The organism is Streptomyces sp. NPDC051576 (assembly GCF_040681835.1).
Classification (GTDB): Bacteria; Actinomycetota; Actinomycetes; order Streptomycetales; family Streptomycetaceae; genus Streptomyces.
In genome coordinates, this window is the sequence record NZ_JBFAZO010000002.1 from 548,575 (window position 1) to 569,611 (window position 21,037).

Below are 21,037 nucleotides of genomic sequence, written 5' to 3' on the forward strand. Positions count from 1 at the left end.
GCGGATCGTGCAAGGCCGCTTCGGCGCGTCCCGCGCAGCCGCCGGGAGGGCTCTCTGCGGGCAGGCACGCGCCCTCGCGGGTGAGACACCGCTCGGCGTCGCTCAGCCGCAGCAACCCTGTGCGCCGCCCCGCTGCATCCGCAACTCCTGTCATCGCGGGCCCGGTTGAGTCGACCCGGCCCGCATCTCCCGGCCCGAGCCGGTAGGTTTCGCAGCGGTCCGAAGGGGTCGGGTCCGGGGAAAGGAACCGTATGGCGAAGGAAGACTCCGCCGTGCTGGCCGACAGACTGGCGTCCGCCCGGTTGCGGTACTTCGTCGGCAGGGAGCGGGAACTGGCCCTCTTCCGACGGGCGTTGGCCGGCGAACCCGGTACTCCGACGGTCATCGTGCTGCACGGACCGGGAGGCATCGGGAAGAGCACCCTGCTGCAACGCCTCGCCGCGGAGGCGCGCATCGCGGGCCGGCCGGTCGTCGGCGTCGACGCCCGTACCGTCGGACTCTCGCCGTCGGCCTTCGAGGAGGCGACCGCCGAGGTCTTCGTCAAGGACAACGCTGTCCTGCTGGTCGACGACTTCGAGCGCTACCAGGACATGGAGGAGTGGATCCGCGACCGCTTCCTGCCGCGGTTACCGGCCCGCGCCCTGGTCGTCGTCGCCGGCCGACTCGCCCCCGACCCCCTCTGGAAGGCGGACCTCGCGTGGAGCGAGGCGCTACAGGTCGTCCCGCTGCGGGAGTTGGGCCCCGCGGATGCCGCGGCCCTGCTCACCTCGCGGGGCGTGGCCCCCTCCCTGCACCCCGCGCTGCTCCGGTTCGCCGCGGGTCACCCCCTCGCCCTGCGACTGGCCGCGGAAGCCGCGACGCACGGCAACACATCGGCGGACGAGGTGTTCTGGGCGCCCCTGCGCCCGGTCGTCGACCGGCTGCTGACCCACCTGATCGGCAAACCGCCGTCGCCCGCGCACCGGCGGGCGCTGGAAGTGTGCGGCCATGTGGCCGACACCACGGAGGAACTGCTCCGCGTGGTGCTGCCGGACGAGGACGCCACCGAACTGTTCGCCTGGCTACGGCAGTTGTCGTTCATGAGGTCCGGCCCCTTCGGGGTGTGCCCGTACGACGTCGTCCGTGACGCCCTCGACAGCGACTTCCGCTGGCGCGATCCGCAGCGGTACCGGGCCATGCACCGCGCGGTGCGCCGGCACCTGGTGGAGCGGGTCCGCGAGGCGCCGGAGAAGGAAGCCCTGCGGGCCGCCCGCGAGTTCAACCACATCGTCTCCCGGGCCCAGTGGCTGAGGGAGTTCCAGGGCGGCCGGGACGAAGCCGCCGTCCACGAGGAACCCCTGCGACCCGAAGACGCCCCGGCCCTGATCGAGCTGACCCGCAGGGTCGAGGGCGAGCACAACTCCCGTGGCGTCGCCCACTGGTTGAGACGTCAGCCCGAGGCGTTCCACGTCCACCGCCGCAGCGACACGGGTCAACTGCTGGGATTCATGGCCTGGTTGAGGGTCGACGCGCTCGACGACGAGACCCGGGCGGCCGACCCCGTGACGGCCGAGGCATGGGAGCTGGTCTCCGCGATGACTCCCCCGCGCCAGGGCGAACACCTCGGTGTGGCGCGGTTCATGGTGCACGAGGAGAACCATCACCGCCCCTCGCGGTCGTGGGACCTGGTGCGCATGCGGATCGTCTTCGAGCTGCTGCGCGCCAAGCACTGCGCCTGGTCCTGTTTCGTCAGCGCCGAACCGAAGTTCTGGGCACCCCTGATGACGTACATGGGCATGTTCCAGCCGCCCGGCCAGACAGTCCACGCGGATCGCGGATACGGCCTGTTCTGCCATGACTGGCGGGCCGCGCGGGTGGACGAGTGGGCCGAGGGGATCGACGCGCGGCTGCTCAGCGGGGCACCTGCGGTGGCGGCCGGGAAGCCGAAGTCCCGTCTCACCACGCTGAGTCGGGAGGAGTCGGACGCCGCCGTCCGCGAGGCGCTGCGCGGCTGGCTCGACCCCGGCGGGCTCGCCGACAACCCGCTGCTGCGCAGCCGGCTGGTGGAGGAACTCAGCGAGGGCGACCCGGTGACCGCGCTGCGCGAGCTGATCGGCAAGGCCGTCCAGCGGCTCGACGACCATCCCCGGACCCGGCAGTTGCACGACGTGCTGACGATGACGTACCACTCGACGTCCACCCAGGACGCCGTGGCGCGGAAGCTGAACCTGGCGTTCAGCACCTACCGCAGACATCTGGCCCGCGCCCTCGACGAGGTGCGCGAGACGGTGTGGGACTGGGAGGTGCACGGCCGCATCAGGGCCGAACAGGAGCCGCCACAAGGGAGTTGAGCGGGCTCAGCCGTCACGCACCCCACACGGCAGTGACCCCCGGATCGACCGAGGGCCACTGCCCGCGCATCGCTACGGCGTCACTCGGCGGGCTTGTAGAACGCGTACGTGGCGGAGTACTGGACGCTCACCTGGTCGGTGCCGGTGCAGGCGGCGGCCGGGGCGACACCGCCGTGCGTGTTGAGGCGCTGGACGTAGGAGACGTCGGCGAAGACCCCGGTGCCGCGCGTGGCGGTGGACTTCAGCAGCAGCTCGGGGATGGTGCCGGTCTTGGGCGAGTTGGCGACCGCCGAGCCGTTGACGGCGCTGCCGTCCACCGTGGACACCCAGACCGGGCCCCGGGAGTGGAGGGCGACGGGACGCTTGGAACGGTCGTTTCTGGCCCAGAGCGTGGCGGCCGGCTCCAGCAGCGTCCAGGCGCCGTTGGTGCAGGTGTAGGTCTGCACACCGGCGGCGGAGAAGACGCCGGTGAGCTTGTTGCCGTCGGGAACCTTCAGGGCGTCGGGGACGGTGACGCCGAGGCGGAGGGGCTGCTGCGGGGTGGCGGCCTGGCCGACGGTCGCGCTGGCGAGCGTGGCGGCGGTCACGGCGGTGAGGGCCGCGGTGGTGAGGACGAGACGTTTGGCGATCTTCATCGAAGTGTCTCCAGAGCAATTTCAGAACATGGTCGCGGGTATCCGGACTTCCGGGCCGATCAGATGATCTTCGGCCCCGCTGTCGCGAATGTACGGGGGATCAATCGCGGCCGGGTTGCCAACTTCTGATCGACTTATGACCAGCACTGCTCACCGGCAGCCGGCTCGGCACGCCCGCCCGCCCGGCACCGGTATTGCCGCCCCTGTTTCCGTTGTCCGGCCCGAAGCCGGCCGGTCTCCTCTACGGAAGACTCCGTCGGCCGGACCACCGCGCGACGGAACGTGGGAACGGACAGGAGTGTGCAGTCATGCCTCGTCACCGGTTGTCCAGCGGCCGTCGAGGGCGCGCACGCCGCGCGCCCCTGGTCGTCGCGGCCGTCCTCACCTGCCTCGCGGTGGTGACCGGCGTCCTGCTGGCCCGCGCGCAGCCGGGGAGCCCGTCGGACGGCCGTACCGTCGCGGGTCCGTCGTCAACGCGCAGCACGGATACGGCAGTTGGCACCCGGTCCCGCCCCGGGCCCACATCCCTCCACAGCCCCTCGTCGACCACGTCGTCGACGCCACGGAAGACACCCTCACCCTCACCCGACGCACGGAAGTCGTCCACCGTCCGCGCGCCCCCCGGCCGCGAGCCCCGGCAAGCGGACCGTCACCCTGGTCAACCGGCTCGACCAGACGATCTGGCCCGCGATCGCGGCGGACCCCAAACACCCTGTGGAGGCCACGGGTTGGGTGCTGCGCCCCGGGGCCTCCGTGAGCTTCGCCGTCCCCGATCACTGGGACGTCCGGGTATGGGCCCGTACCGGCTGCTCCTTCGACGCCGCCGGTGACGGCCACTGCCTGACCGGGGACTGCGGCCATTTCCAGTGCGGTTCGACCTGGGGTGAATTCCCTTCCACCCTGGGCGAGTTCAACCTGAACGCGTGGAACGGCATGGACTTCTACGACGTCAGCCTGGTCGAGGGCAACAACCTGCCGATGTGGATCAACAGTTACGGCGGTTCGTCCCACGACAAGATCGACGCGAACGGCTGCTCCGCCGCCGGCTGCACCCGGGACGCCAACGCGACCTGCCCCGCCAAGTTGCAGCGCGTCCGGGGCGGCCGTGTCGTGGCCTGCCTGAGCGCCTGCCTGGTGTTCAAGACGGACAAGACCTGCTGCACGGGCGCCTACGCGGCGCGCCCCCAGTGCGTCCCCTCGTCCTGGCCCGTCGATTCGGCGGCCGTGTTCAAGAAGGCCGAACCCTTCGCCTACTCCTATGTGAACGACGACGCGACCAGCGTGCTCACCTGCTCGGGAGAGTGCGGCTACCGCATCACCTGGGGAGTGAGCCCCTGAGCCTGCGGAGCACTGGGGGGACGCCGGGTCGGATCAGTCCGCGGACTGGAAGGCCCGGCCCGCCGCGGTCGTCGTCGTACCGTCCGTGAAGAGCCCGCTGCTCGGCTTCGACGGATCCGCGCCCAGCCCGAACCACGCGTAGCGCTGTAGGTAGGGCAGGCCGTCGAGGGCCTTGGTGGACGCGGTGACGAAGTCCGCCTGCTGTTGCGCGGACGGGAAACGGGTCCCCTGGGAGAAGTCGATCAGCGCGTACTCGGTGAGCCAGATCGGCTTGTGGTAGCGCGCGTACACGGCGGCCAGGTACGACTTGAGCTGGTCCACGGCCTGCGGGGTGCGGAAGTCGCCGCCGTACCAGTGCAGCGTGATGAAGTCGACCCGGTACCCCTTCGCCGCCGCCCCGGACATGAAACGGTCCAGCCAGCCACCCGCCGTGTCTCCGCCGTAGGCGACCGCGGGGCTGCCCAGGATCTTGCCCGCCGACATCAGCTTGGGCCACAGCCCCAACGCCTGGTCGACCGTCATGTTCGACTGCTGTGCCATGTCCGGTTCGTTGAAGCCCAGCAGATACGGGCCGTAGGACCGGGCCTGGGCGAGCGAGGCGTCGGTGACGGACTTCGCGCCCCAGATCATGGGCACGAAGGAGCCCGACGAGGGTGTCGTGATGCCCGGGTGCTGGGTGGACCAGGTGTAGTACCAGCTCGCCCCGCTGGACGCGAGCGCCTGGCTCACTCCGCCGAACGACCACACGCCGACCCCCTTCTTGGCGCCGGAGGCTATGTGCGCGGGGGCGGCGATCTGCTTCGAGGGCGAGGGACTCGGCTTGGTCTTCGGCTTCCGGGACGCGCTCGGGGAGATCGAGGGCGAGGGCGTGGGGCTCGGCGAAGCACTGACCACCGGAGCGGGAGACGGCGATGCCACCGCCGTCGTAGGGGAGGAGCCGCCCGTCAGCCGGGGTGCCACCAGCGCGGCCACCACGGCGACGGCGACCGCAGCCGAACCACCCACGACCTGCTTGCCACCGATACGGCCGGACCGGCGCCCGTGCCGCCGCCGCGCCCCGCCCGAGCCCGGACCGACAGCGTTCACGGCGTCCAGCACCCGAGACGGATCGAGCCCGGCGGGCACGGCCACCAGCGGCAGCCCGCTGAGCAGCCGGTCCATCGGAAGCAGCCCCTCGTCCAGCCCCTCGCACACCGCACACCCGCGGATGTGACGGGCAAACCGCTTGCGCCACAGGGCACTTGGCGTCCCGTCCCAGGTGGCGGCCGTCTCGTCCAGTTCCGCGCAGCGCGGCACGGCCACCAGCGCCCGCACGACGATCCGCGAGACCTCCATCTGCTTCTTCATGCGCTGCACCCGGACGGAGGCGTGCCGGTCGGACAGCCCGAGCGCATTGGCTAGTTCGGCGCGTTCCAGTTCGCCGGTCTCCTCCAGCCACCACAGGGACAGCAGTTCCTGATCGTCCGGGTCGAGCCAGCGGGTGGCCTCGACGACCTCGCGGCGCTGCTCGGTCAGCCCCAGCCGTAGGATGGTCAGTCCGGCGAAGTCGAGCGCGGGGTCGGTGATCGCCTCCGCGTCCTCCAGATGCGCCCTACGGCCACGGTCCGTGGCCCGCGCCTGCTCACGGTCCCGGACCTGCCTGATCGTGATGGCCACCAGCCAGGACCGGAACGCGGCGGGATCCCGCAGCTTCGGCAGCCCCCGCACCATACGCAACAGCGTCTCCTGTACGACGTCATCGACGTCGGCGTGACCGTTCAGGGCCCGGCCGACGATGTTGTAGACCAGCGGCAGGCACTGGGTCACCAGGTGATCCAGGGCCGGCCGGTCGCCCGCGCACGCGGCCGTCACCACGCCCGCGTCGGGTCCGCTTCTGGGCTTGTCGGGCATCTGGGTTCGTTCCTCCGCGTGTGGTCCGGCAGTCCGGCCGTGATGGCTCTCCTGATACGGAGACCGCCGACGCGAGCAAGGACAACAGAAATTTATGTTGTCGGGCCGCCGCCGAGAAGGTCACCAATAGGCAGGGACACATCCGGCGGGCACCAGGAAGGCGCGAGAACGATGGCACGAGGACGCAGAAGACACCGGGCGAGCGCGCAGCGACCCGACCGCCGCTGGTGGTACGTCGCGGCGGCCGCCCTCGCGACGGCCGCCACCGTGCTGATCACCTACGGCGCGTGGACGCCCGCCGGGACGAACAGCACACGCGCGACGGCCCACCAGGACACTGCCGCGCGCCCGTCCGCATCCCGAAGCGCCTTGCCCTCCCCCTCGCTCCCGTCCAGCCACAGCGCATCGGCCTCCCCCACTCCCAAGGCCGCCGTATCGAAGAAGAGCACGCGCAAGCCCACCCCCAAGGCGGACGAAGCGACACACCAGCCCTCGACGGCCCCTGCCGGCAAACGCCTGATCACGGTCGTCAACCGCACCCCGAGGACGGTCTGGGCGATCGTCACCAACACCTCGATCTACCCGAAGGGCCGCGAACTCGCCCCGGGCCAGAGCCTGTCGGTGACCGTGGCGAACAACTGGGGCGGCCGAATCTGGGGCCGGACCGGCTGCACCTCGACGGCCGCCGGGCACTGCGCGACCGGCGACTGCACCAGCGTGTGCGACGGCCCCAACCCGCCCACCACACTGGGCGAGTTCACCTTCGACGCGTACGCGGGGATGGACTTCTACGACGTGAGCATGGTCGACGGTTCGAACCTGCCGATGTACATCAACATCTCCCACACCACGACCGTCGACCCGGTCTCCTCCACCGGCTGCTACAAGGGCGTCTGCACCTCGGACGTCGACTGCCCCACCGCGATGCGGGCTGTCTCGGGCGGCCAGGTCGTCGGCTGCAAGCCCCCTTGCGCGGCGTTCGGCGGCGACACGTACTGCTGTCGCGGCGCCTGGGCGGGCCGCGAGAACTGTGTCCCCGCGAAGTGGCCCGTGGACTACACCCAGGTCTTCAAGCGGGCGGCCCCCTACGCCTATTCGTACGCCTTCGACGACGGGGCGACGATGCCGTGCAAGGGTGCCTGCTACTACCGGATCACCTTCGGGACGACCGGATCATAGGGTCAACTCGTGGGCTCGGCCGGCGAGTTCAGCTCGTCGCCTGGTTCCGGGAACGCGGCGACGAGGGGTTGCCCGGCCACGGAGCGTCGCCCCGTGGCCAAGGTACGAAAGGTCAGTCCTCGTCCGGTGCCAGCCGCAGCGAGATGGAGTTGATGCAGTACCGCTGGTCCGTGGGCGTGGCATAGCCCTCGCCCTCGAAGACGTGGCCGAGGTGCGATCCGCACCGGGCGCACCGCACCTCGGTGCGCACCATCCCGTGCGAGCGGTCCTGGAGCAGTTCGACCGCGTCGGTGTCCTTCGGGTCGTAGAAGGACGGCCAGCCGCAGTGGGACTCGAACTTCTCGTTCGAGGTGAAGAGTTCGGCGCCACAGGCGCGACAGGAGTAGACGCCCTTGGTCTTGGTGTCGGTGTACTCACCGACGAAGGCGGGCTCCGTGCCGGCCTGCCGCAGCACCGCGTACTCGGCCGGGTTCAGCTCCGCGCGCCATTCCTCGTCCGGCTTTTCGACGTCGTACGACATGAAGCTCAGCCCCTTACTTCGCGAGACGGTCCAGGATCCGCGGGCCGAGGTCTGTCACATCGCCCGCTCCCATGGTGAGAACCAGATCACCGGGCTTCGCCATTCCCGCGACGGCCTCGGGGACGTCCGCCTTGTCGTGGACCGGTGTCACGTCGGCGCCCGCCGCGCGTGCGGCCTCGATGATCAGGTCGCTGGTGACGCCGGGGATCGGGTCCTCGCGGGCCGGGTAGATGTCCAGGACCAGCGAGGCGTCGGCGAGGGCCAGGGACTGGCCCATCTCCTTGCCGAGCTCCTGGGTGCGGGAGAAGAGGTGCGGCTGGAAGACGACCAGCAGCCGCGAGGAGGAGGCTGCCGCGCGCATCGCCTCCAGGTCCGCGGTCATCTCGGTGGGGTGGTGGGCGTAGGAGTCGATGACCTGGACGCCGGCCGCCTCGCCCTTGAGCTGGAGGCGCCGCTTCACGCCGGTGTACGCGGCCAGCGCGGGCGCGAGTTCCCCGGCGGGGATGCCGAGGGCGACGCCCGCGGCGAGGGCCGCGACCGCGTTGCTCGCGTAGTGGCGGCCGGGGACCGAGACGGTGAAGGTGAGTTCCCGGCCGCCGAGGAGGACGGTCACCTCGCTCTTGAGGCCCTGTGCGAGGACGGAGAGGATTCGTACGTCGGCGTCCTCCGCCTCGCCGTACGTCACCGTCTTCACGGAGTCGGCGACCCGCCGGGTCAGCTCGCGCGCGCCCGCGTGGTCGGCCGAGATCACCAGGGTGCCGCCGGGCACGATGCGGTCCGCGAAGGTCTGGAAGGACTCGTAGATCTCTTCCATGGACGCGTAGTTGGCGTGGTGGTCCAGCTCCACGTTGAGGACGATCGCGACCTCGGGGGCGTACTTGTGGAAGCTGCGGTCCGATTCGTCCGCCTCGGCGACGAAGATCTCACCGTCGCCGTGCAGCGCGTTCGAACCCGGGGCGTCCAGGTCGCCGCCGATCGCGTACGAGGGCGTCTGGCCCAGCTCGGACAGCGACACCGCGAGCATCGACGTGGTGGTCGTCTTGCCGTGCGTGCCCGCCACGGCGATCGGGCGGAGGCCGTCCATCAGGCGGGCGAGGGCGTCCGAGCGGTGGACGACCGGGATGTCCAGCTCGGCCGCGCGGGCCAGCTCGGGGTTGTCCTGGCGGATCGCCGACGACACGACCACACAGGTGGCGTCGTCGGCGAGGTGCCCGGCCGCGTGTCCGATGTGCACGGTGGCACCCAGGGCGCGCAGGGCGTCGGCGGTCGCGGAGTCCTTGGCGTCGCTGCCCGCGACCTTCGCCCCGCGCTGCGCGAGGATCTTGGCGATCCCCGACATCCCGGCCCCGCCGATGCCGATGAAGTGCGGTCGGTCCATGGCGGTGGGAAGGCCGGGTGCCATGTGTGTCTCCCTGTGCGTGCTGGTCTCGTACTGCTGCGGCGGACGTTCGACGGCCAGCCTATTCGGTGCCACCGACAATCACGGACACCCGCCCGCCGCTGCGACCCGCGCGCTACTCCTTGCTGTGCGAGAACAGCTTCAGCACCGGTACGCCGACCTTGTGCCGGGCGCGTGAGGCCCAGTCCCGGTGGAAGAACTCCTCCACGTAGTGGGGGTCGGTGAGCACGATCACCTCGTCCGCGCCGATCTCGTCCACCAGGGTCTTCAGGGCGTCCAGCGGGTGGTCCTCGATGAGCCGCCCCTCCGCCGCGCTGCCGGCGGCGTGCAGGGCTTCCAGGGACACCGACAGCGCCTGCGCGCCGAGTGCGGCCGCGTCCTTGCCCTCGGGGGTCTCCCGCTCGTGCGCCGCCTCGTCGAGTTCGCCGAGGGCGACGTCGTCGATGGCCCGCAGCAGGCGGTCCGCCTGGTCGCCGCGGGGCTGGAGCAGCACGTGGAAGGAGACGGTCTCGTCACCGTGCAAGGTGGTGACGAACTCCACGTCGGCGGACGTAAGGGCCTTCTCGATCATCAGTACGCTTGTGAACACCAGGCGCCCCTTCTCCTCCGAGGACCCGCGGGCCCTCTCTCCTCCGTGGGCCGTCGAGGCCCTGCGGAAACCATCCTGCCCCGTGATCGCACGGGTACTGCCGGATTTAGTGTGCCCGTCGAAAGCGAAACGGAACGGATCATTCCGCCCGCACTCAGGTCCGACGGTAGCGACCGAACAAGAACCCGGCCTCTTCCAGCAGGGACACCAGTTCGAAGCGCTGAGGAACCGTGACCGACGGCCCTCCGGCGATCCGCTGAGCCTCCCCCGCCGTGAGCATCGGCGAGAGGGTCAGACACAGCTCGTCGAGCACGTCGGAGGCCACGAACTGCCCGAGCAGCCGCGGCCCGCCCTCGGTCAGCAGCCGGGTGTGCCCCAGCTCCGCGAGCGCGGCCACCGCCCGCGCGGGGTCCACGCCCATGCCGTCACCGGCGACCACGACCCGGGCGCCCGCCTTCTCCGCCGCGGCGACCCGCTCCGGCGCCGCCGCGGCGCCCGTCATGATCAGCGTCGGCACCAGGGGCGAGGCGAAGAGCGGAAGCGAGAAGTCCAGGTCGAGGCTCGCGGTGACGACCGCGATCACCGGGGCCGGCCCCTGCCCCGCCGCCGCCCGCGCCGCCGCGAACTCCGCACGCGCACGTGCGGGCCGGTAGCCCTCCTGGCGTACCGTTTCCGCACCGACGACCACGACATCCGCCAGCGCCCGCAGGATGCCGAAGATCCGCATGTCGGTAGGGCCCGAGATGGGCTGCGAGCGGCCCTCGTGGTGACCTGCCCCGTCGAGCGTGGACACCATGTTGGCGCGCAGCCAGGGCCCGTCGCCGACCGGGTAGGCGTAGGCCTCCGCGAGCTCCGGGAACCCCCACTCCCGGTCCGTCACACGCGTATCAGGGGCCCCGTTCGAGGCCTGGGCTGCTGTTTCGTCGGTCACAGGGAACAGGCGTCGCATGTCGTGCAGTGTGGCACGGCCTTTAGAGTGGTGAACCGTGTCGTCCTCCTCAGCCGCCTCCGGGATCAGCCCGATAGCAGACGCGGCCCCGCTGTCCCTGTGCGCCCGTGAGCCGTTCGTCCCCGCGGACCGGCTGGTCGCCGAGATGGTGCCGCCGCCGCGCTTCGACTCGGTGCGCTTCGCCACGTACATCCCGGACCCGAACCAGCCAAGCCAGACCGAGGCGGTCCGCGTCCTGGAGACCTTCGCCGCCGGACTCGGCGGGGCACACGCCGCCGGCACCGCAAAGCGCGGCTTCCTCGGCTTCGGCAGGGGCAAGGCACCCAAGACCCCGGCGGGCCCCCGTGGCGTCTACCTCGACGGCGGCTACGGCGTCGGCAAGACCCACCTCCTCGCCTCCCTCTGGCACGCGACCCCGGCCGAGCCCGCGCTCAAGGCCTTCGGCACCTTCGTCGAGCTGACGAACCTGGTCGGCGCGCTCGGTTTCCAGCAGACGGTGCGGACGCTGTCGGGCCACCGCCTGCTGTGCATAGACGAGTTCGAGCTGGACGACCCGGGCGACACCGTCCTGGTGTCGACCCTGCTCGGCCGGCTGGTCGACGCGGGCGTGGCGCTCGCCGCCACCTCCAACACCCTGCCGGGCAAGCTCGGCGAGGGCCGCTTCGCGTCCGTCGACTTCCTGCGCGAGATCCAGGGCCTGTCCGCGCACTTCCGCTCGCTGCGCATCGACGGCGACGACTACCGCCACCGAGGACTGCCCGAAGCCCCGAAGCCGTTCACCGACGAGCAGGTCACGAAGGCGGCCTACGCCACGGCGGGCGCCTCCCTCGACGACTTCCCGCACCTCCTCGCCCACCTCGCCAAGGTCCACCCCAGCCGCTACGGCGCCCTGACCGACGACCTGAAGGCCGTCTGCCTCACCGACGTCCAGCCGATACCGGACCAGTCGACCGCCCTGCGGCTGGTGGTCCTCGCGGACCGGCTCTACGACCGTGAAGTGCCCGTCCTGGCCTCGGGGTTGCCCTTCGACCGGCTGTTCAGCGAGGAGATGCTGAACGGCGGCTACCGCAAGAAGTACTTCCGCGCGATCTCCCGCCTCACCGCACTCGCCCGGGACGCCAAGGGCCTCGTCGTAAACGCCTAGTTCACGCCAGCCCAGGCGCGCTTTTCACGCTCTCTTGGATCGGAAACGCTCCGTTAACCCTGCAAACAACTTCGCTGGGTTACCGTTCTACTTGACCAGCCATTGACCAACCCTTGGTCTGGACAAGAGACGTGAACTACGGGGAGGGGGCGGAGTGTTCCGAGGTAAGACGGTTCGGACCGTGATCACCCTCCTCACCGCCGTCCTGCTCGCCCTGCAGTTCTTCACTCCCAGCGCTTCCTTCGCATCCGCGCACACAGCCCGTCATGCGGAGGCCAAAGCACAGCCCGGCCCCAAGCTCGCCGGCAAGGCCCTGCGCGCCGAGACCGTCACCTTCCGCGACTGCGGCGCGACCGGGAACCCCACCACTCCGCTGCTGCTCCGCGACCGATACCGCACGGCCGACTGCGGGCCCGAGGCGCCCGAGCGCCCGTTGCTGGCGCAGGACCCGGCGGCCGTCCGCACACCGGTGGCGCCCGGCGCGGCGCACCATCGCACATCGAGATCCTCGACAGCTCACTCTCCGGCGGCACTTCAGGTCTTCCGCTGCTGAGAGCGGAGCAGGCAGTCAGTTCCCCCACGCACAACTGTCATGCAAGCCCGACGCGCCCCGAGGGCGCGCCAGGAGGAGTCCACACGCCATGCAGCCCCTCATCGACAACGCCCGTACGTTCGGACAACGCCCTGAGGAGTTCGCCGGACTGGCCGAAGGCCAGTCCCCGCAGGTGCTGTTCATCACCTGCTCCGACTCCAGGGTCGTCCCGGCCCTGATCACGGGCGCCCGCCCCGGCCAGCTCTTCGAGCTGCGCACCGCGGGCAACATCGTCCCGCCGTACGCCTCCGAGCACCCCACGAGCGAGGCATGCACCATCGAGTACGCCGTGGAGGTCCTCGGCGTCTCCGACATCGTGGTCTGCGGTCACTCGCACTGCGGCGCGGTCGGCGCCCTGGTGCGCGGTGACGACCTGACCGCCGTACCGGCCGTGCGCGACTGGCTCACCCACGCGACCCCGAAGCCGCAGGGCGCGGTCGAGGACCCGGCCGTGTCCGAGGGCGTACAGAGCCACGTCCTGACGCAGTTGCTGAGGCTGCGGTCGTACCCCTACATCGAGGAGAAGCTGAGGAGCCGTCAACTCACGCTGCACGCCTGGTTCTACGAGGTCCACACCGGTGCCGTCCAGGTGCACGACCCGGCCGTCGACGCCTTCAAGGCCCTGTGAGCGCGGCGATGTCGACCAAGTTCCCTCATCTCCGGGAGGACTTCGCCGCCTCCCTCGTCGTGTTCCTGGTCGCGCTCCCGCTCTGCGTGGGCGTGGCCGTCGCCTCCGGTGTGCCGGCCGAACTCGGCCTGGTCACCGGCATCGTGGGCGGGCTCGTCACCGGATTCATGCGGGGCAGCAGCCTCCAGGTGTCCGGGCCCGCCGCCGGTCTGACCGTGCTGGTCTTCGAGGCGGTGCGGGAGTACGGACTGCCCGCCCTCGGGGTCATCGTGCTCGCGACCGGTGTGCTCCAAGTCCTCATGGGTGTCCTGAAGTTGGGGCGCTACTTCCGGGCCATCTCGGTCTCGGTCGTCGAGGGCATGCTCGCCGGCATCGGACTGGTGCTGATCGCCGGACAGTTGTACTCGGTGGCGGGGGCGAAGGCCCCCGCCTCGGGGCTGGAGAAGATAGCCGAGCTGCCCGGCGCGCTCTTCGACGCCGCCGGGAACACGGAAGCGCTGGCCTCGCTGGCGCTCGGCGCCGCCACCATCGCCGTCCTGGTGCTGTGGAAGCGGCTGCCGGCCAAGGTGCGCACGGTGCCGGGTCCGCTGGCCGCCGTAGGACTCGCGACGCTCGCCGCGCTCGCCTTCGGGCTGCCGGTGGCGACCGTCGAGGTGCAGGGGCTGCTCGGCTCGCTCCAGCCGCCGCCGCTGAGCGAGTTCGGTGAGCTGGCGCAGGTCGGTCTGCTGGGCACGGTGGTCGCGTTCACGCTGATCGCGTCCGCGGAGTCGCTGTTCAGCGCGGCTGCGGTGGACCGGCTGCATTCCGGGCCGCGCACCGAGTACAACAGGGAACTGGTCGCCCAGGGCCTGGGCAACACGGTCTGCGGGCTGCTCGGCGCGCTGCCGATGACCGCGGTGATCGTGCGCAGCGCGGCGAACGTGCAGGCGGGCGCGCGGACGAAGGCGTCCCGGGTGCTGCACGGCGTATGGCTGCTGCTGTTCGCGGCGCTGCTGCCGGACGTCCTCGCGTACATCCCGATCCCGGCCCTGGCGGGCATCCTGGTGCACGCCGGCGCCAAGCTGATCCCGGTGCGGGAGATCGTTTCGCTGTGGCGCGAGCACCGGGGCGAGGCGCTGATCCTGGTCGTCACGGCGCTGTCCATAGTCGCGGTCAGCATGTTCGAGGGCGTGCTCATCGGCCTCGCTCTGGCCATCGGTAAAACGGCCTGGGAGGCCTCGCACATCAAGCTGGAGGTCGTCGACAAGGGCGCCGGTCCCGTCCAGGCGTATCTGTCGGGCAACGCGACCTTCCTGCGGCTGCCGAAGATCCTCGACAGCCTGGAGGCACTCCCCCAGGACCGGCCGGTCGAACTGCACCTCTCCGGCCTGCACCACCTGGACCACGCCTGCCGTACGGCCCTGGAGAACTGGGCCGAGCGGCACAGCGCGGCCGGTACCGAGCCGGTGAAGGTCACGGCGGTGAAGTAGCGGCGCCGGTGCCTGCTCCGGGGTGATCGTGGCCCCGGAGCAGGCACCGGGCATACCCTTGCAGGAGCAGACAGAAGGCCTCTCCGCTAGGAGGTCGGAATGCTCCAGGAACTGCTGGTGGCGGGCGTGGCGGTCGGTTCCGCGTGCGTGGTGTACGTCGCGGCGGCGGCCAGGGTCGTCAAGCAGTACGAGCGCGGGGTGGTCTTCCGCCTCGGGCGGGTGGTCGGTGATGTGCGGGCGCCCGGCTTCACCATGGTGGTCCCGTTCGTGGACCGGCTGCGCAAGGTCAACATGCAGATCGTGACGATGCCCGTGCCCGCGCAGGAGGGCATCACCCGCGACAACGTGACCGTGCGCGTCGACGCGGTCGTCTACTTCAAGGTCGTCGACGCGGCCGACGCGATCGTCACGGTCGAGGACTACCGCTTCGCCGTCTCGCAGATGGCGCAGACCTCGCTGCGGTCGATCATCGGCAAGAGCGATCTCGACGACCTGCTCTCCAACCGCGAAAAGCTCAACCAGGGACTGGAGTTGATGATCGACAGCCCGTCCATCGGATGGGGCGTGCAGATCGACCGCGTCGAGATCAAGGACGTGTCCCTGCCCGAGACGATGAAACGCTCGATGGCCCGCCAGGCCGAGGCCGACCGCGAGCGGCGGGCCCGGATCATCAACGCGGACGCCGAGTTGCAGGCCTCCAAGAAACTCGCCGAGGCCGCCGAGCAGATGTCCGAACAGCCCGCCGCACTCCAACTCCGCCTGCTGCAAACGGTGGTGGCGGTCGCGGCCGAGAAGAACTCCACCCTCGTCCTCCCCTTCCCGGTGGAACTGCTGCGCTTCCTTGAACGGGCGCAGGCGCAACCACCGCAGCCCCCTCCCCCGCCCGCAGTCGAGCAGTAACATGCCGCCATGCGCCCGAAGTTGGCGATCGTCGCCGTGGCAGCCCTCCTGGGAACCGTCGCCGGATGCGGGGAGGACGGAGGCGGCTCGTCCGCGCCCGCGCCCGACACCTCGCAGCGGATCGCGGCCGCGAGTAGGGCCCTCGCCGAGAGCGGCACGCTCCCGCGCGACGGCGAGCAGGTGACACCGCCGGCGGCGTCCGCACCCTCGCCTCGCCAACGCTGACTGGCGGGCCCCGCCCCCGCGCCGCAGGATCGAGGGAGCCGACCGGAAGGGGTGCCCCATGGCCAAGAAGGGCGCGAAACACAAGAACGGCAAGAAGAAGGCGCCCGCCCTCGGCGAACTGCTGCGCGTCCCCGCCGACCAGCCGGTCGATCTCTCCTCCTACGACGCGGCGGCCACCCCCGGTGGCCCCGCGGACAAGGCCGCCGGCCTCAAGGACACCGCCCGCATGGGTGAGCACCTCGCCGACCTGCAAGAACGCCTGTGGGCGGCGAGCACCGCCGGCGACCGGCGCCGCCTGCTGCTGGTCCTCCAGGGCATGGACACCAGCGGCAAGGGCGGCACGGTCAAGCACGTCATCGGCCTGTTCAACCCCTCCGGCTGCCGCATCCGAGCCTTCAAGGCCCCCACGCCCGAGGAACGCAGACACGACTTCCTCTGGCGCATCAAGCGAGCCCTCCCCACACCCGGCGAGATCGGCATCTTCGACCGCTCCCACTACGAGGACGTCCTCATCGCCCGCGTCCGCGAACTCGCCCCGCACCGCGAGATCAACGACCGCTACGGCCGCATCAACCGCTTCGAGCAGTCCCTGACCGACGACGGCGTCACCGTCGTCAAATGCTTCCTCCACATCTCCTACGACCAGCAGCGCCGCCGCCTGCTCGAACGCCTCGACAACCCGGACAAACACTGGAAGTTCAACCCCGGCGACATCGAGGAACGCGCCCTGTGGCCCGCCTACCAACAGGCCTACGAGACCGCCCTCGCCCGCTGCACCACCCCGGAGGCCCCCTGGTACCTGATCCCGGCCGACCGCAAGTGGTACCGCAACTGGGCCATCACCCGCCTGCTCCTGGACCATCTGACGGCCCTGGACCCGCAGTACCCGAAGGCGGACTTCGACGTGGATGCCTTCCGGGAACGGCTACTGAGCGCGGGCTGACGACCCACTGCGCGCTGACCCGGTGCCGACCTCCGTGTCGATGCCCGATTAATCACTTTTATTCACCTATGTTCTTACGGTGATCATTCGTGTACGACGAGTCGCCGCCGCCTGTGCGCTCGGCGCCGCGCTCTCCGCCTGCGGGGCCCCCACGGCGCCCCACGCCACCCGTCCGGCGCCCAGCGCGCCCACCGCCGCCCCCTCGCGGCCCCCGACCCTCGCACCCGGCCCCGCCGGTCTGACGCCCGTCTTCAAGAACGGTCCGCGGGTGGACGGCAAGACCGTCGCGCTGACCTTCGACGCCGACATGACGGCCGATCAGGGGCCGCGTGCGGCGGCAGGTGAGCACTTCGACAATCCGCAGCTGATCGCCACCTTGCGCACGCTGAAGGTGCCGGCGACCGTGTTCATGACGGGGCGGTGGGCCGACGAGTATCCGGCCGAGGCCCGTGCCATCGGCCGGGACCCGCAGTTCGAGATCGCCAACCACTCCTACAGCCACTACGCCTTCACCGGCGACTGCTACGGCCTGCCGACCGTCTCCCCGGACCGGATGAAGGCGGATGTGGAGCGGGCGTACACCGCGTTCAAGAAGGCGGGCGTGCCGAACGCGATGCCGTATTTCCGTTTCCCCGGCGGGTGTTACGACCGGCAGGCGCTGAAGACGCTGAGCGCGGTCGGTGTCACGGCGGTGCAGTGGGACGTGGTGAGCGGCGACGCGTTCGCGACCGACTCGGACGCCGTGGCCCAGCAGGTGCTGGCCGGTGTGAAGCCCGGCTCGGTCGTCGTCATGCACTGCACGCGCAGCGCCGCCCCGGCGACCGAACGGGCCGTCCGCATGATCGTGCCCGAGCTGCGCAAGAAGGGGTACCGGTTCGTGAAGGTCTCCGAGCTGATCGGCGCCACGGACCGGCACCACTGAGGTTCACGCCCTCCTCGTACGCTGGCCGCATGAGTGACGAAGAACCGGCGCCGGCGTACGCGGAGTGTGTGCTGTGCCGGGAACCCACCGAGTACCCGGAGACCCACAAGGGGATCACGCTGTGCCCCGTCTGCGAGTGGCAGGAAGCACAGCGGACCGCCTGTTCAGGGTGAGCGGCGGGAGGTGAGGGCGCAGGCCACGGCGGTCGTGGCCGCCGTGACCAGGGCCGCGGCGGCGAGGGGCAGCAACGGGATCTGGACCGTGCCCGACCGCGAACCGGTGACCAGGCCGCTGACCGCCGCCTGTGCCGGGGAGCCGCTCAGCACCACGGACAGCAGCGCCGCCAGCAGCATCGCGGGTACGGCGCGGCCCGGCGAGCGCAGCAGCGGCCAGTTGGTGAGCGCGCCGACCGCCGTGCCGAGCAGGGCGCAGACCAGGGTCGCGAGCAGTCCGGCCGCAGCGGCGGCGAGGAGCGGCACCCGGGTGCGGTGGTCGGCGCTCGCCGGGTCGCTGATCAGCGTGGCGACTGCGGTAGCCACCGCGCCGAGGACCGCCGCGGTGCTCAGCGCGACCAGCAGACAGGCGAGGTGCGCCCGCCCGGGACCGACCGCCGCCGCGACACAACTGCGGGCCGCGGGCGGCTCGTTGGTCGTACAGATCCGCACCAGCCAGGCGGCGACGGGGAGCAGCGCCGCGGCCGTGTAGCCGAGGGAGTCGAGCACCGGCTGCCCGCCCTGGACACCGATGCCCAGGAATGCGACGTACAGGATGAGCGGCGGGAGCCAGCGCTGCGAGCGCAGCAGGAGGGCGGCCTGGTAGCGCAGGAGGGCCGTCATCACGGTCACCGGGGGCCTTCGTCGTCGAGGGGGAGGTCCGTCCGCGGGTTCAGGCTCACCACGTGCCAGGGCGGGCGGGCCGTCAGCAGGGCGCGGAGCAGAACGTCCGAGTGGGTGGCGGGGACGGTCAACCGATGGGTGCCGGGGGCGAGTTGCATAGACGAGGTGAGGAACTGGTGTGCCACAGGGGGGAGTTGGCTTCCGGGTGGGCCCTGGACCTCCACCGAGACCTGCGGTCCTGACGGTGCGGCGGTCGTGTCCGTACGGCGGTTGAGGGTTCCGTCCATGACGGTGTAGGTCGCGTCGGGCGCCCCGGCGAGGCGGCGTGGGTCGTGGTCGACGAAGACGACGGCTCCGCCGGCCGCCGTCCGTTCGGCCACGGCCCGCTCCAACTCGGCCCGGGCGTCCGTGTCCAGGCCGGTCCACGCCTCGTCGAGGACGAGCAGTTCCGGCTCGGCGAGCAGGGCCTGGGCCACGGCGACCTTCTGGCTGCTGCCCTTCGAGAGGCGGGTCATCGGGGTGCCGGCGTAGGCCGCGGCGCCGAAGCGGTCGAGCCACTCGCCGGCCGCACGGGCCGCCGCCGTACGGGAGAGGCCGTGCACCGTGCCGAGGTGGGTGAGGTAGCCCTCTGCGGTGAAGGGGAGCGCCTGCGGGAAGCGTTCGGGGACGTAGGCGGTGCGGGGGCGGCCGGTGACGCGGCCTTCGGTGGGCGCGTCGATGCGGGCGAGGAGACGGAGGAGGGTGGATTTTCCGGTGCCGTTGGCGCCCTCGATCCGGGTGAGGGTGCCGGCCGCCGGCGCCAGGTCCACACCGCGCAGGACCCAGGGGCCGCGCAGGCCGTAGCGGCGGCCCGCGCCCTCCAGTCTCAGCTCACGTCGCATGCGTCCCATCCTTCCGGTCCCCATCCCTTTCCGTACAAGGCTCGCCCTGTCCTCCCGCCCCGGGGAGAGCCGATCTTCCGCCTGGCAGACTGGAGGACGTGACCAGTGACCCCACCGTTCCCGGCGACGATCCCGACCCCTTCCGCAACGAGCGCACCGCGCGCGACGAGGCTCCGCAGTTCGTGCTGCCCCTGGTCGTCCGGATCGAACGCGACGCTCCCCCGGCGCGGACGGACGCGCTGGAGACGGCCGCCCGTGCCGTGCTGACCATTCTGAGCGACGACCGGGCCGTCGGTGACGGGGAGTGGGCGCAGGTCATGCGGGACTGGCAGGACGCGCGGATCCGGAAGGTGGTCCGGCGGGCGCGCGGGGCCGAGTGGCGTCGGGCCGAGGCACTGCCGGGCATCACGGTCACCGGGAAGTCGGCACAGGTGCGCGTCTTCCCGCCCGTCCCGCTCGACGGCTGGCCCAAGGACCTGGCCCGGCTGCAGGTCTCCGGCACCGACCTCGACGACCCCGAACCGCCGGCCGACGCGGACCCGACGGCGCCGGTGCTCTGGTTGAACCCCGACCTCGACATGTCCGCCGGCAAGACGATGGCCCAGACCGGCCACGGCGCCCAACTGGCCTGGTGGGAGCTGTCGGACACCGACCGGACCGCCTGGCGTCAGGCGGGCTTCCCGCTCTCCGTCCGCACCGCCGCCCCCGCGCAGTGGGCCGAACTCACCAGCACCGAAAGGCCGTTGGTCCGGGACGCGGGCTTCACGGAGATCGCACCCGGGCTGACCGTCGCGGTCGAGGGGCACGACCGGGTCGGCGATCTGACGGGCGAGGGCGAGCGACCGGTCGGCTGAGGTCGCGCGTCACCCGGCATGAGAGCGCGGCACCCCGGCCCGAGCGGGCCGCGTCCACGGGATCAGCGCCGGAACGCGGGCGCGGTAGGCCTCGTAGGACGCACTGAACCGGTCGGCCATCATGCCGTCCTCTATGCGCACCCGGCGCAGCAGCCAGGGGACGGCGACGGCCAGGATCACGATCCAGACGCCGAAGCCGCAGGCCAGCATCCCGCCGAGGATCAGGCCGAGGAGTCCGGTGTAGATGGGGTGCCGCACTATTCGGTAGGGGCCCTCGGTGCGCAGCTCGTGGTGGTCGTGGACCATCGGGACGCTGGCCCACATCACTCCCAGGACCCAGCGGGACCACAGCAGCAGAGCGGTGGAGGCGACGGCGATCAGGGCGCCCAGGAGCGCCAACTCGGGCTGCCAGTACCGGAGATGACGCCAGAAGCCGTCCGGACCGTGGTTGATGAGGATGGAGACCGCGCAGCAGCCCGCGATCAGCAGAGCCCGCTGCGGCAGGGTGCGGCGCAGGCCGTGCGCCCAGCCGCGCGTCCCGGTCTCGCTCTTCACGCCGAAGTAGACGGCGCCCGCGATCCAGGCCACGACGAAGACCAGGACACAGGCGCCAGTGAGAGCGACGAGTGCGGAATGTAGTGAGCCCATGGCACAAGACTGCTCCCGGACCGGAGTGGATCACCACCACCCACGGGTTGATTCGGCGGCTCCACCCTCGGGTGGACATCGGTGACTCTCGGTCGAGGTGACGCAGATCACGAGAGATCGAGGCATCGACCGGCCCGCGCCCGAGCGTCCCTCCACTGAAAGTCCG

22 protein-coding genes are annotated in these 21,037 nt (G+C 71.1%); 13 read left to right on the top strand and 9 right to left on the bottom strand.

What is annotated here, in order from left to right:
- Window positions 1-251: 251 nt before the first annotated feature.
- Window positions 252-2,330 carry an ATP-binding protein gene (locus AB0M63_RS08330; protein ID WP_366018839.1) on the top strand — a complete coding sequence of 693 codons (2,079 nt, stop codon included), beginning with the start codon at window positions 252-254 and terminating at the stop codon, window positions 2,328-2,330.
- A gap of 80 nt (window positions 2,331-2,410) precedes the next feature.
- Here the strand turns inward: AB0M63_RS08330 and AB0M63_RS08335 are convergent, their stop codons facing one another.
- The gene (locus AB0M63_RS08335) at window positions 2,411-2,965 is read right to left on the bottom strand and encodes a DUF3455 domain-containing protein (RefSeq protein WP_366018840.1); all 555 of its coding nucleotides are present in this window, start codon (window positions 2,963-2,965) and stop codon (window positions 2,411-2,413) included.
- Window positions 2,966-3,460: 495 nt separating this feature from the next.
- Here AB0M63_RS08335 and AB0M63_RS08340 point away from each other — a divergent pair, with 495 nt between their 5' ends.
- On the top strand, window positions 3,461-4,303 hold the full coding sequence (locus AB0M63_RS08340; RefSeq protein WP_366018841.1) for a thaumatin family protein: 843 nt from the start codon (window positions 3,461-3,463) through the stop codon (window positions 4,301-4,303).
- Between the two features lie 33 nt (window positions 4,304-4,336).
- On the opposite strand, the gene AB0M63_RS08345 is transcribed toward AB0M63_RS08340, so the two are convergent.
- Window positions 4,337-6,193 carry a sigma-70 family RNA polymerase sigma factor gene (locus AB0M63_RS08345; protein WP_366018842.1) on the bottom strand — a complete coding sequence of 619 codons (1,857 nt, stop codon included), beginning with the start codon at window positions 6,191-6,193 and terminating at the stop codon, window positions 4,337-4,339.
- Window positions 6,194-6,364: 171 nt separating this feature from the next.
- On the opposite strand from AB0M63_RS08345, the gene AB0M63_RS08350 reads away from it, so the two are divergent.
- Complete coding sequence (locus AB0M63_RS08350) at window positions 6,365-7,372, top strand: thaumatin family protein (RefSeq protein WP_366018843.1); 1,008 nt, start codon at window positions 6,365-6,367, stop codon at window positions 7,370-7,372.
- A gap of 112 nt (window positions 7,373-7,484) precedes the next feature.
- On the opposite strand, the gene msrB is transcribed toward AB0M63_RS08350, so the two are convergent.
- The 4 genes from msrB to AB0M63_RS08370 form a co-directional block, all read right to left on the bottom strand.
- Window positions 7,485-7,892 carry a peptide-methionine (R)-S-oxide reductase MsrB gene (msrB, locus tag AB0M63_RS08355; RefSeq protein ID WP_355915082.1) on the bottom strand — a complete coding sequence of 136 codons (408 nt, stop codon included), beginning with the start codon at window positions 7,890-7,892 and terminating at the stop codon, window positions 7,485-7,487.
- A gap of 13 nt (window positions 7,893-7,905) precedes the next feature.
- Window positions 7,906-9,294, bottom strand: a complete 1,389-nt coding sequence (gene murC, locus AB0M63_RS08360; protein ID WP_366018844.1) for a UDP-N-acetylmuramate--L-alanine ligase — start codon at window positions 9,292-9,294, stop codon at window positions 7,906-7,908.
- Between the two features lie 112 nt (window positions 9,295-9,406).
- Window positions 9,407-9,880, bottom strand: a complete 474-nt coding sequence (locus AB0M63_RS08365) for an indole-3-glycerol phosphate synthase (protein WP_355915087.1) — start codon at window positions 9,878-9,880, stop codon at window positions 9,407-9,409.
- Between the two features lie 154 nt (window positions 9,881-10,034).
- Window positions 10,035-10,829 (bottom strand): pyrimidine reductase family protein, encoded by a 795-nt coding sequence (locus tag AB0M63_RS08370; RefSeq protein WP_366018845.1) that lies wholly within the window; start codon window positions 10,827-10,829, stop codon window positions 10,035-10,037.
- Between the two features lie 37 nt (window positions 10,830-10,866).
- Here AB0M63_RS08370 and zapE point away from each other — a divergent pair, with 37 nt between their 5' ends.
- The 9 genes from zapE (at window position 10,867) to AB0M63_RS08415 (ending at window position 17,825) form a co-directional block, all read left to right on the top strand.
- Complete coding sequence (gene zapE, locus AB0M63_RS08375; RefSeq protein ID WP_355915093.1) at window positions 10,867-11,973, top strand: cell division protein ZapE; 1,107 nt, start codon at window positions 10,867-10,869, stop codon at window positions 11,971-11,973.
- Window positions 11,974-12,127: 154 nt separating this feature from the next.
- Complete coding sequence (locus tag AB0M63_RS08380; RefSeq protein ID WP_355915096.1) at window positions 12,128-12,526, top strand: hypothetical protein; 399 nt, start codon at window positions 12,128-12,130, stop codon at window positions 12,524-12,526.
- 88 nt (window positions 12,527-12,614) lie between these two features.
- Window positions 12,615-13,193, top strand: a complete 579-nt coding sequence (locus AB0M63_RS08385; RefSeq protein WP_355915099.1) for a carbonic anhydrase — start codon at window positions 12,615-12,617, stop codon at window positions 13,191-13,193.
- A gap of 8 nt (window positions 13,194-13,201) precedes the next feature.
- Complete coding sequence (locus tag AB0M63_RS08390) at window positions 13,202-14,662, top strand: SulP family inorganic anion transporter (protein ID WP_366018846.1); 1,461 nt, start codon at window positions 13,202-13,204, stop codon at window positions 14,660-14,662.
- Window positions 14,663-14,761: 99 nt separating this feature from the next.
- Window positions 14,762-15,562, top strand: a complete 801-nt coding sequence (locus tag AB0M63_RS08395) for a slipin family protein (RefSeq protein WP_366018847.1) — start codon at window positions 14,762-14,764, stop codon at window positions 15,560-15,562.
- Between the two features lie 9 nt (window positions 15,563-15,571).
- The gene (locus AB0M63_RS08400; protein ID WP_366018848.1) at window positions 15,572-15,787 is read left to right on the top strand and encodes a hypothetical protein; all 216 of its coding nucleotides are present in this window, start codon (window positions 15,572-15,574) and stop codon (window positions 15,785-15,787) included.
- 58 nt (window positions 15,788-15,845) lie between these two features.
- Complete coding sequence (locus AB0M63_RS08405; RefSeq protein ID WP_366018849.1) at window positions 15,846-16,730, top strand: PPK2 family polyphosphate kinase; 885 nt, start codon at window positions 15,846-15,848, stop codon at window positions 16,728-16,730.
- 79 nt (window positions 16,731-16,809) lie between these two features.
- Window positions 16,810-17,652 (top strand): polysaccharide deacetylase family protein, encoded by an 843-nt coding sequence (locus AB0M63_RS08410; protein ID WP_366018850.1) that lies wholly within the window; start codon window positions 16,810-16,812, stop codon window positions 17,650-17,652.
- A gap of 29 nt (window positions 17,653-17,681) precedes the next feature.
- On the top strand, window positions 17,682-17,825 hold the full coding sequence (locus AB0M63_RS08415) for a hypothetical protein (RefSeq protein ID WP_355901877.1): 144 nt from the start codon (window positions 17,682-17,684) through the stop codon (window positions 17,823-17,825).
- Here the strand turns inward: AB0M63_RS08415 and AB0M63_RS08420 are convergent.
- Together AB0M63_RS08420 and AB0M63_RS08425 are read right to left on the bottom strand one after the other, a co-directional pair.
- On the bottom strand, window positions 17,817-18,488 hold the full coding sequence (locus tag AB0M63_RS08420) for an ABC transporter (protein ID WP_366018993.1): 672 nt from the start codon (window positions 18,486-18,488) through the stop codon (window positions 17,817-17,819). The genes AB0M63_RS08415 and AB0M63_RS08420 overlap by 9 nt on opposite strands.
- A gap of 5 nt (window positions 18,489-18,493) precedes the next feature.
- Window positions 18,494-19,369 (bottom strand): ATP-binding cassette domain-containing protein, encoded by an 876-nt coding sequence (locus AB0M63_RS08425; RefSeq protein ID WP_366018851.1) that lies wholly within the window; start codon window positions 19,367-19,369, stop codon window positions 18,494-18,496.
- Between the two features lie 98 nt (window positions 19,370-19,467).
- Here AB0M63_RS08425 and AB0M63_RS08430 point away from each other — a divergent pair, with 98 nt between their 5' ends.
- The gene (locus AB0M63_RS08430; RefSeq protein WP_366018852.1) at window positions 19,468-20,223 is read left to right on the top strand and encodes a peptidyl-tRNA hydrolase; all 756 of its coding nucleotides are present in this window, start codon (window positions 19,468-19,470) and stop codon (window positions 20,221-20,223) included.
- Window positions 20,224-20,232: 9 nt separating this feature from the next.
- Here the strand turns inward: AB0M63_RS08430 and AB0M63_RS08435 are convergent, their stop codons facing one another.
- Window positions 20,233-20,871 carry an isoprenylcysteine carboxylmethyltransferase family protein gene (locus tag AB0M63_RS08435; protein ID WP_366018853.1) on the bottom strand — a complete coding sequence of 213 codons (639 nt, stop codon included), beginning with the start codon at window positions 20,869-20,871 and terminating at the stop codon, window positions 20,233-20,235.
- Between the last annotated feature and the right edge of the window lie 166 nt (window positions 20,872-21,037).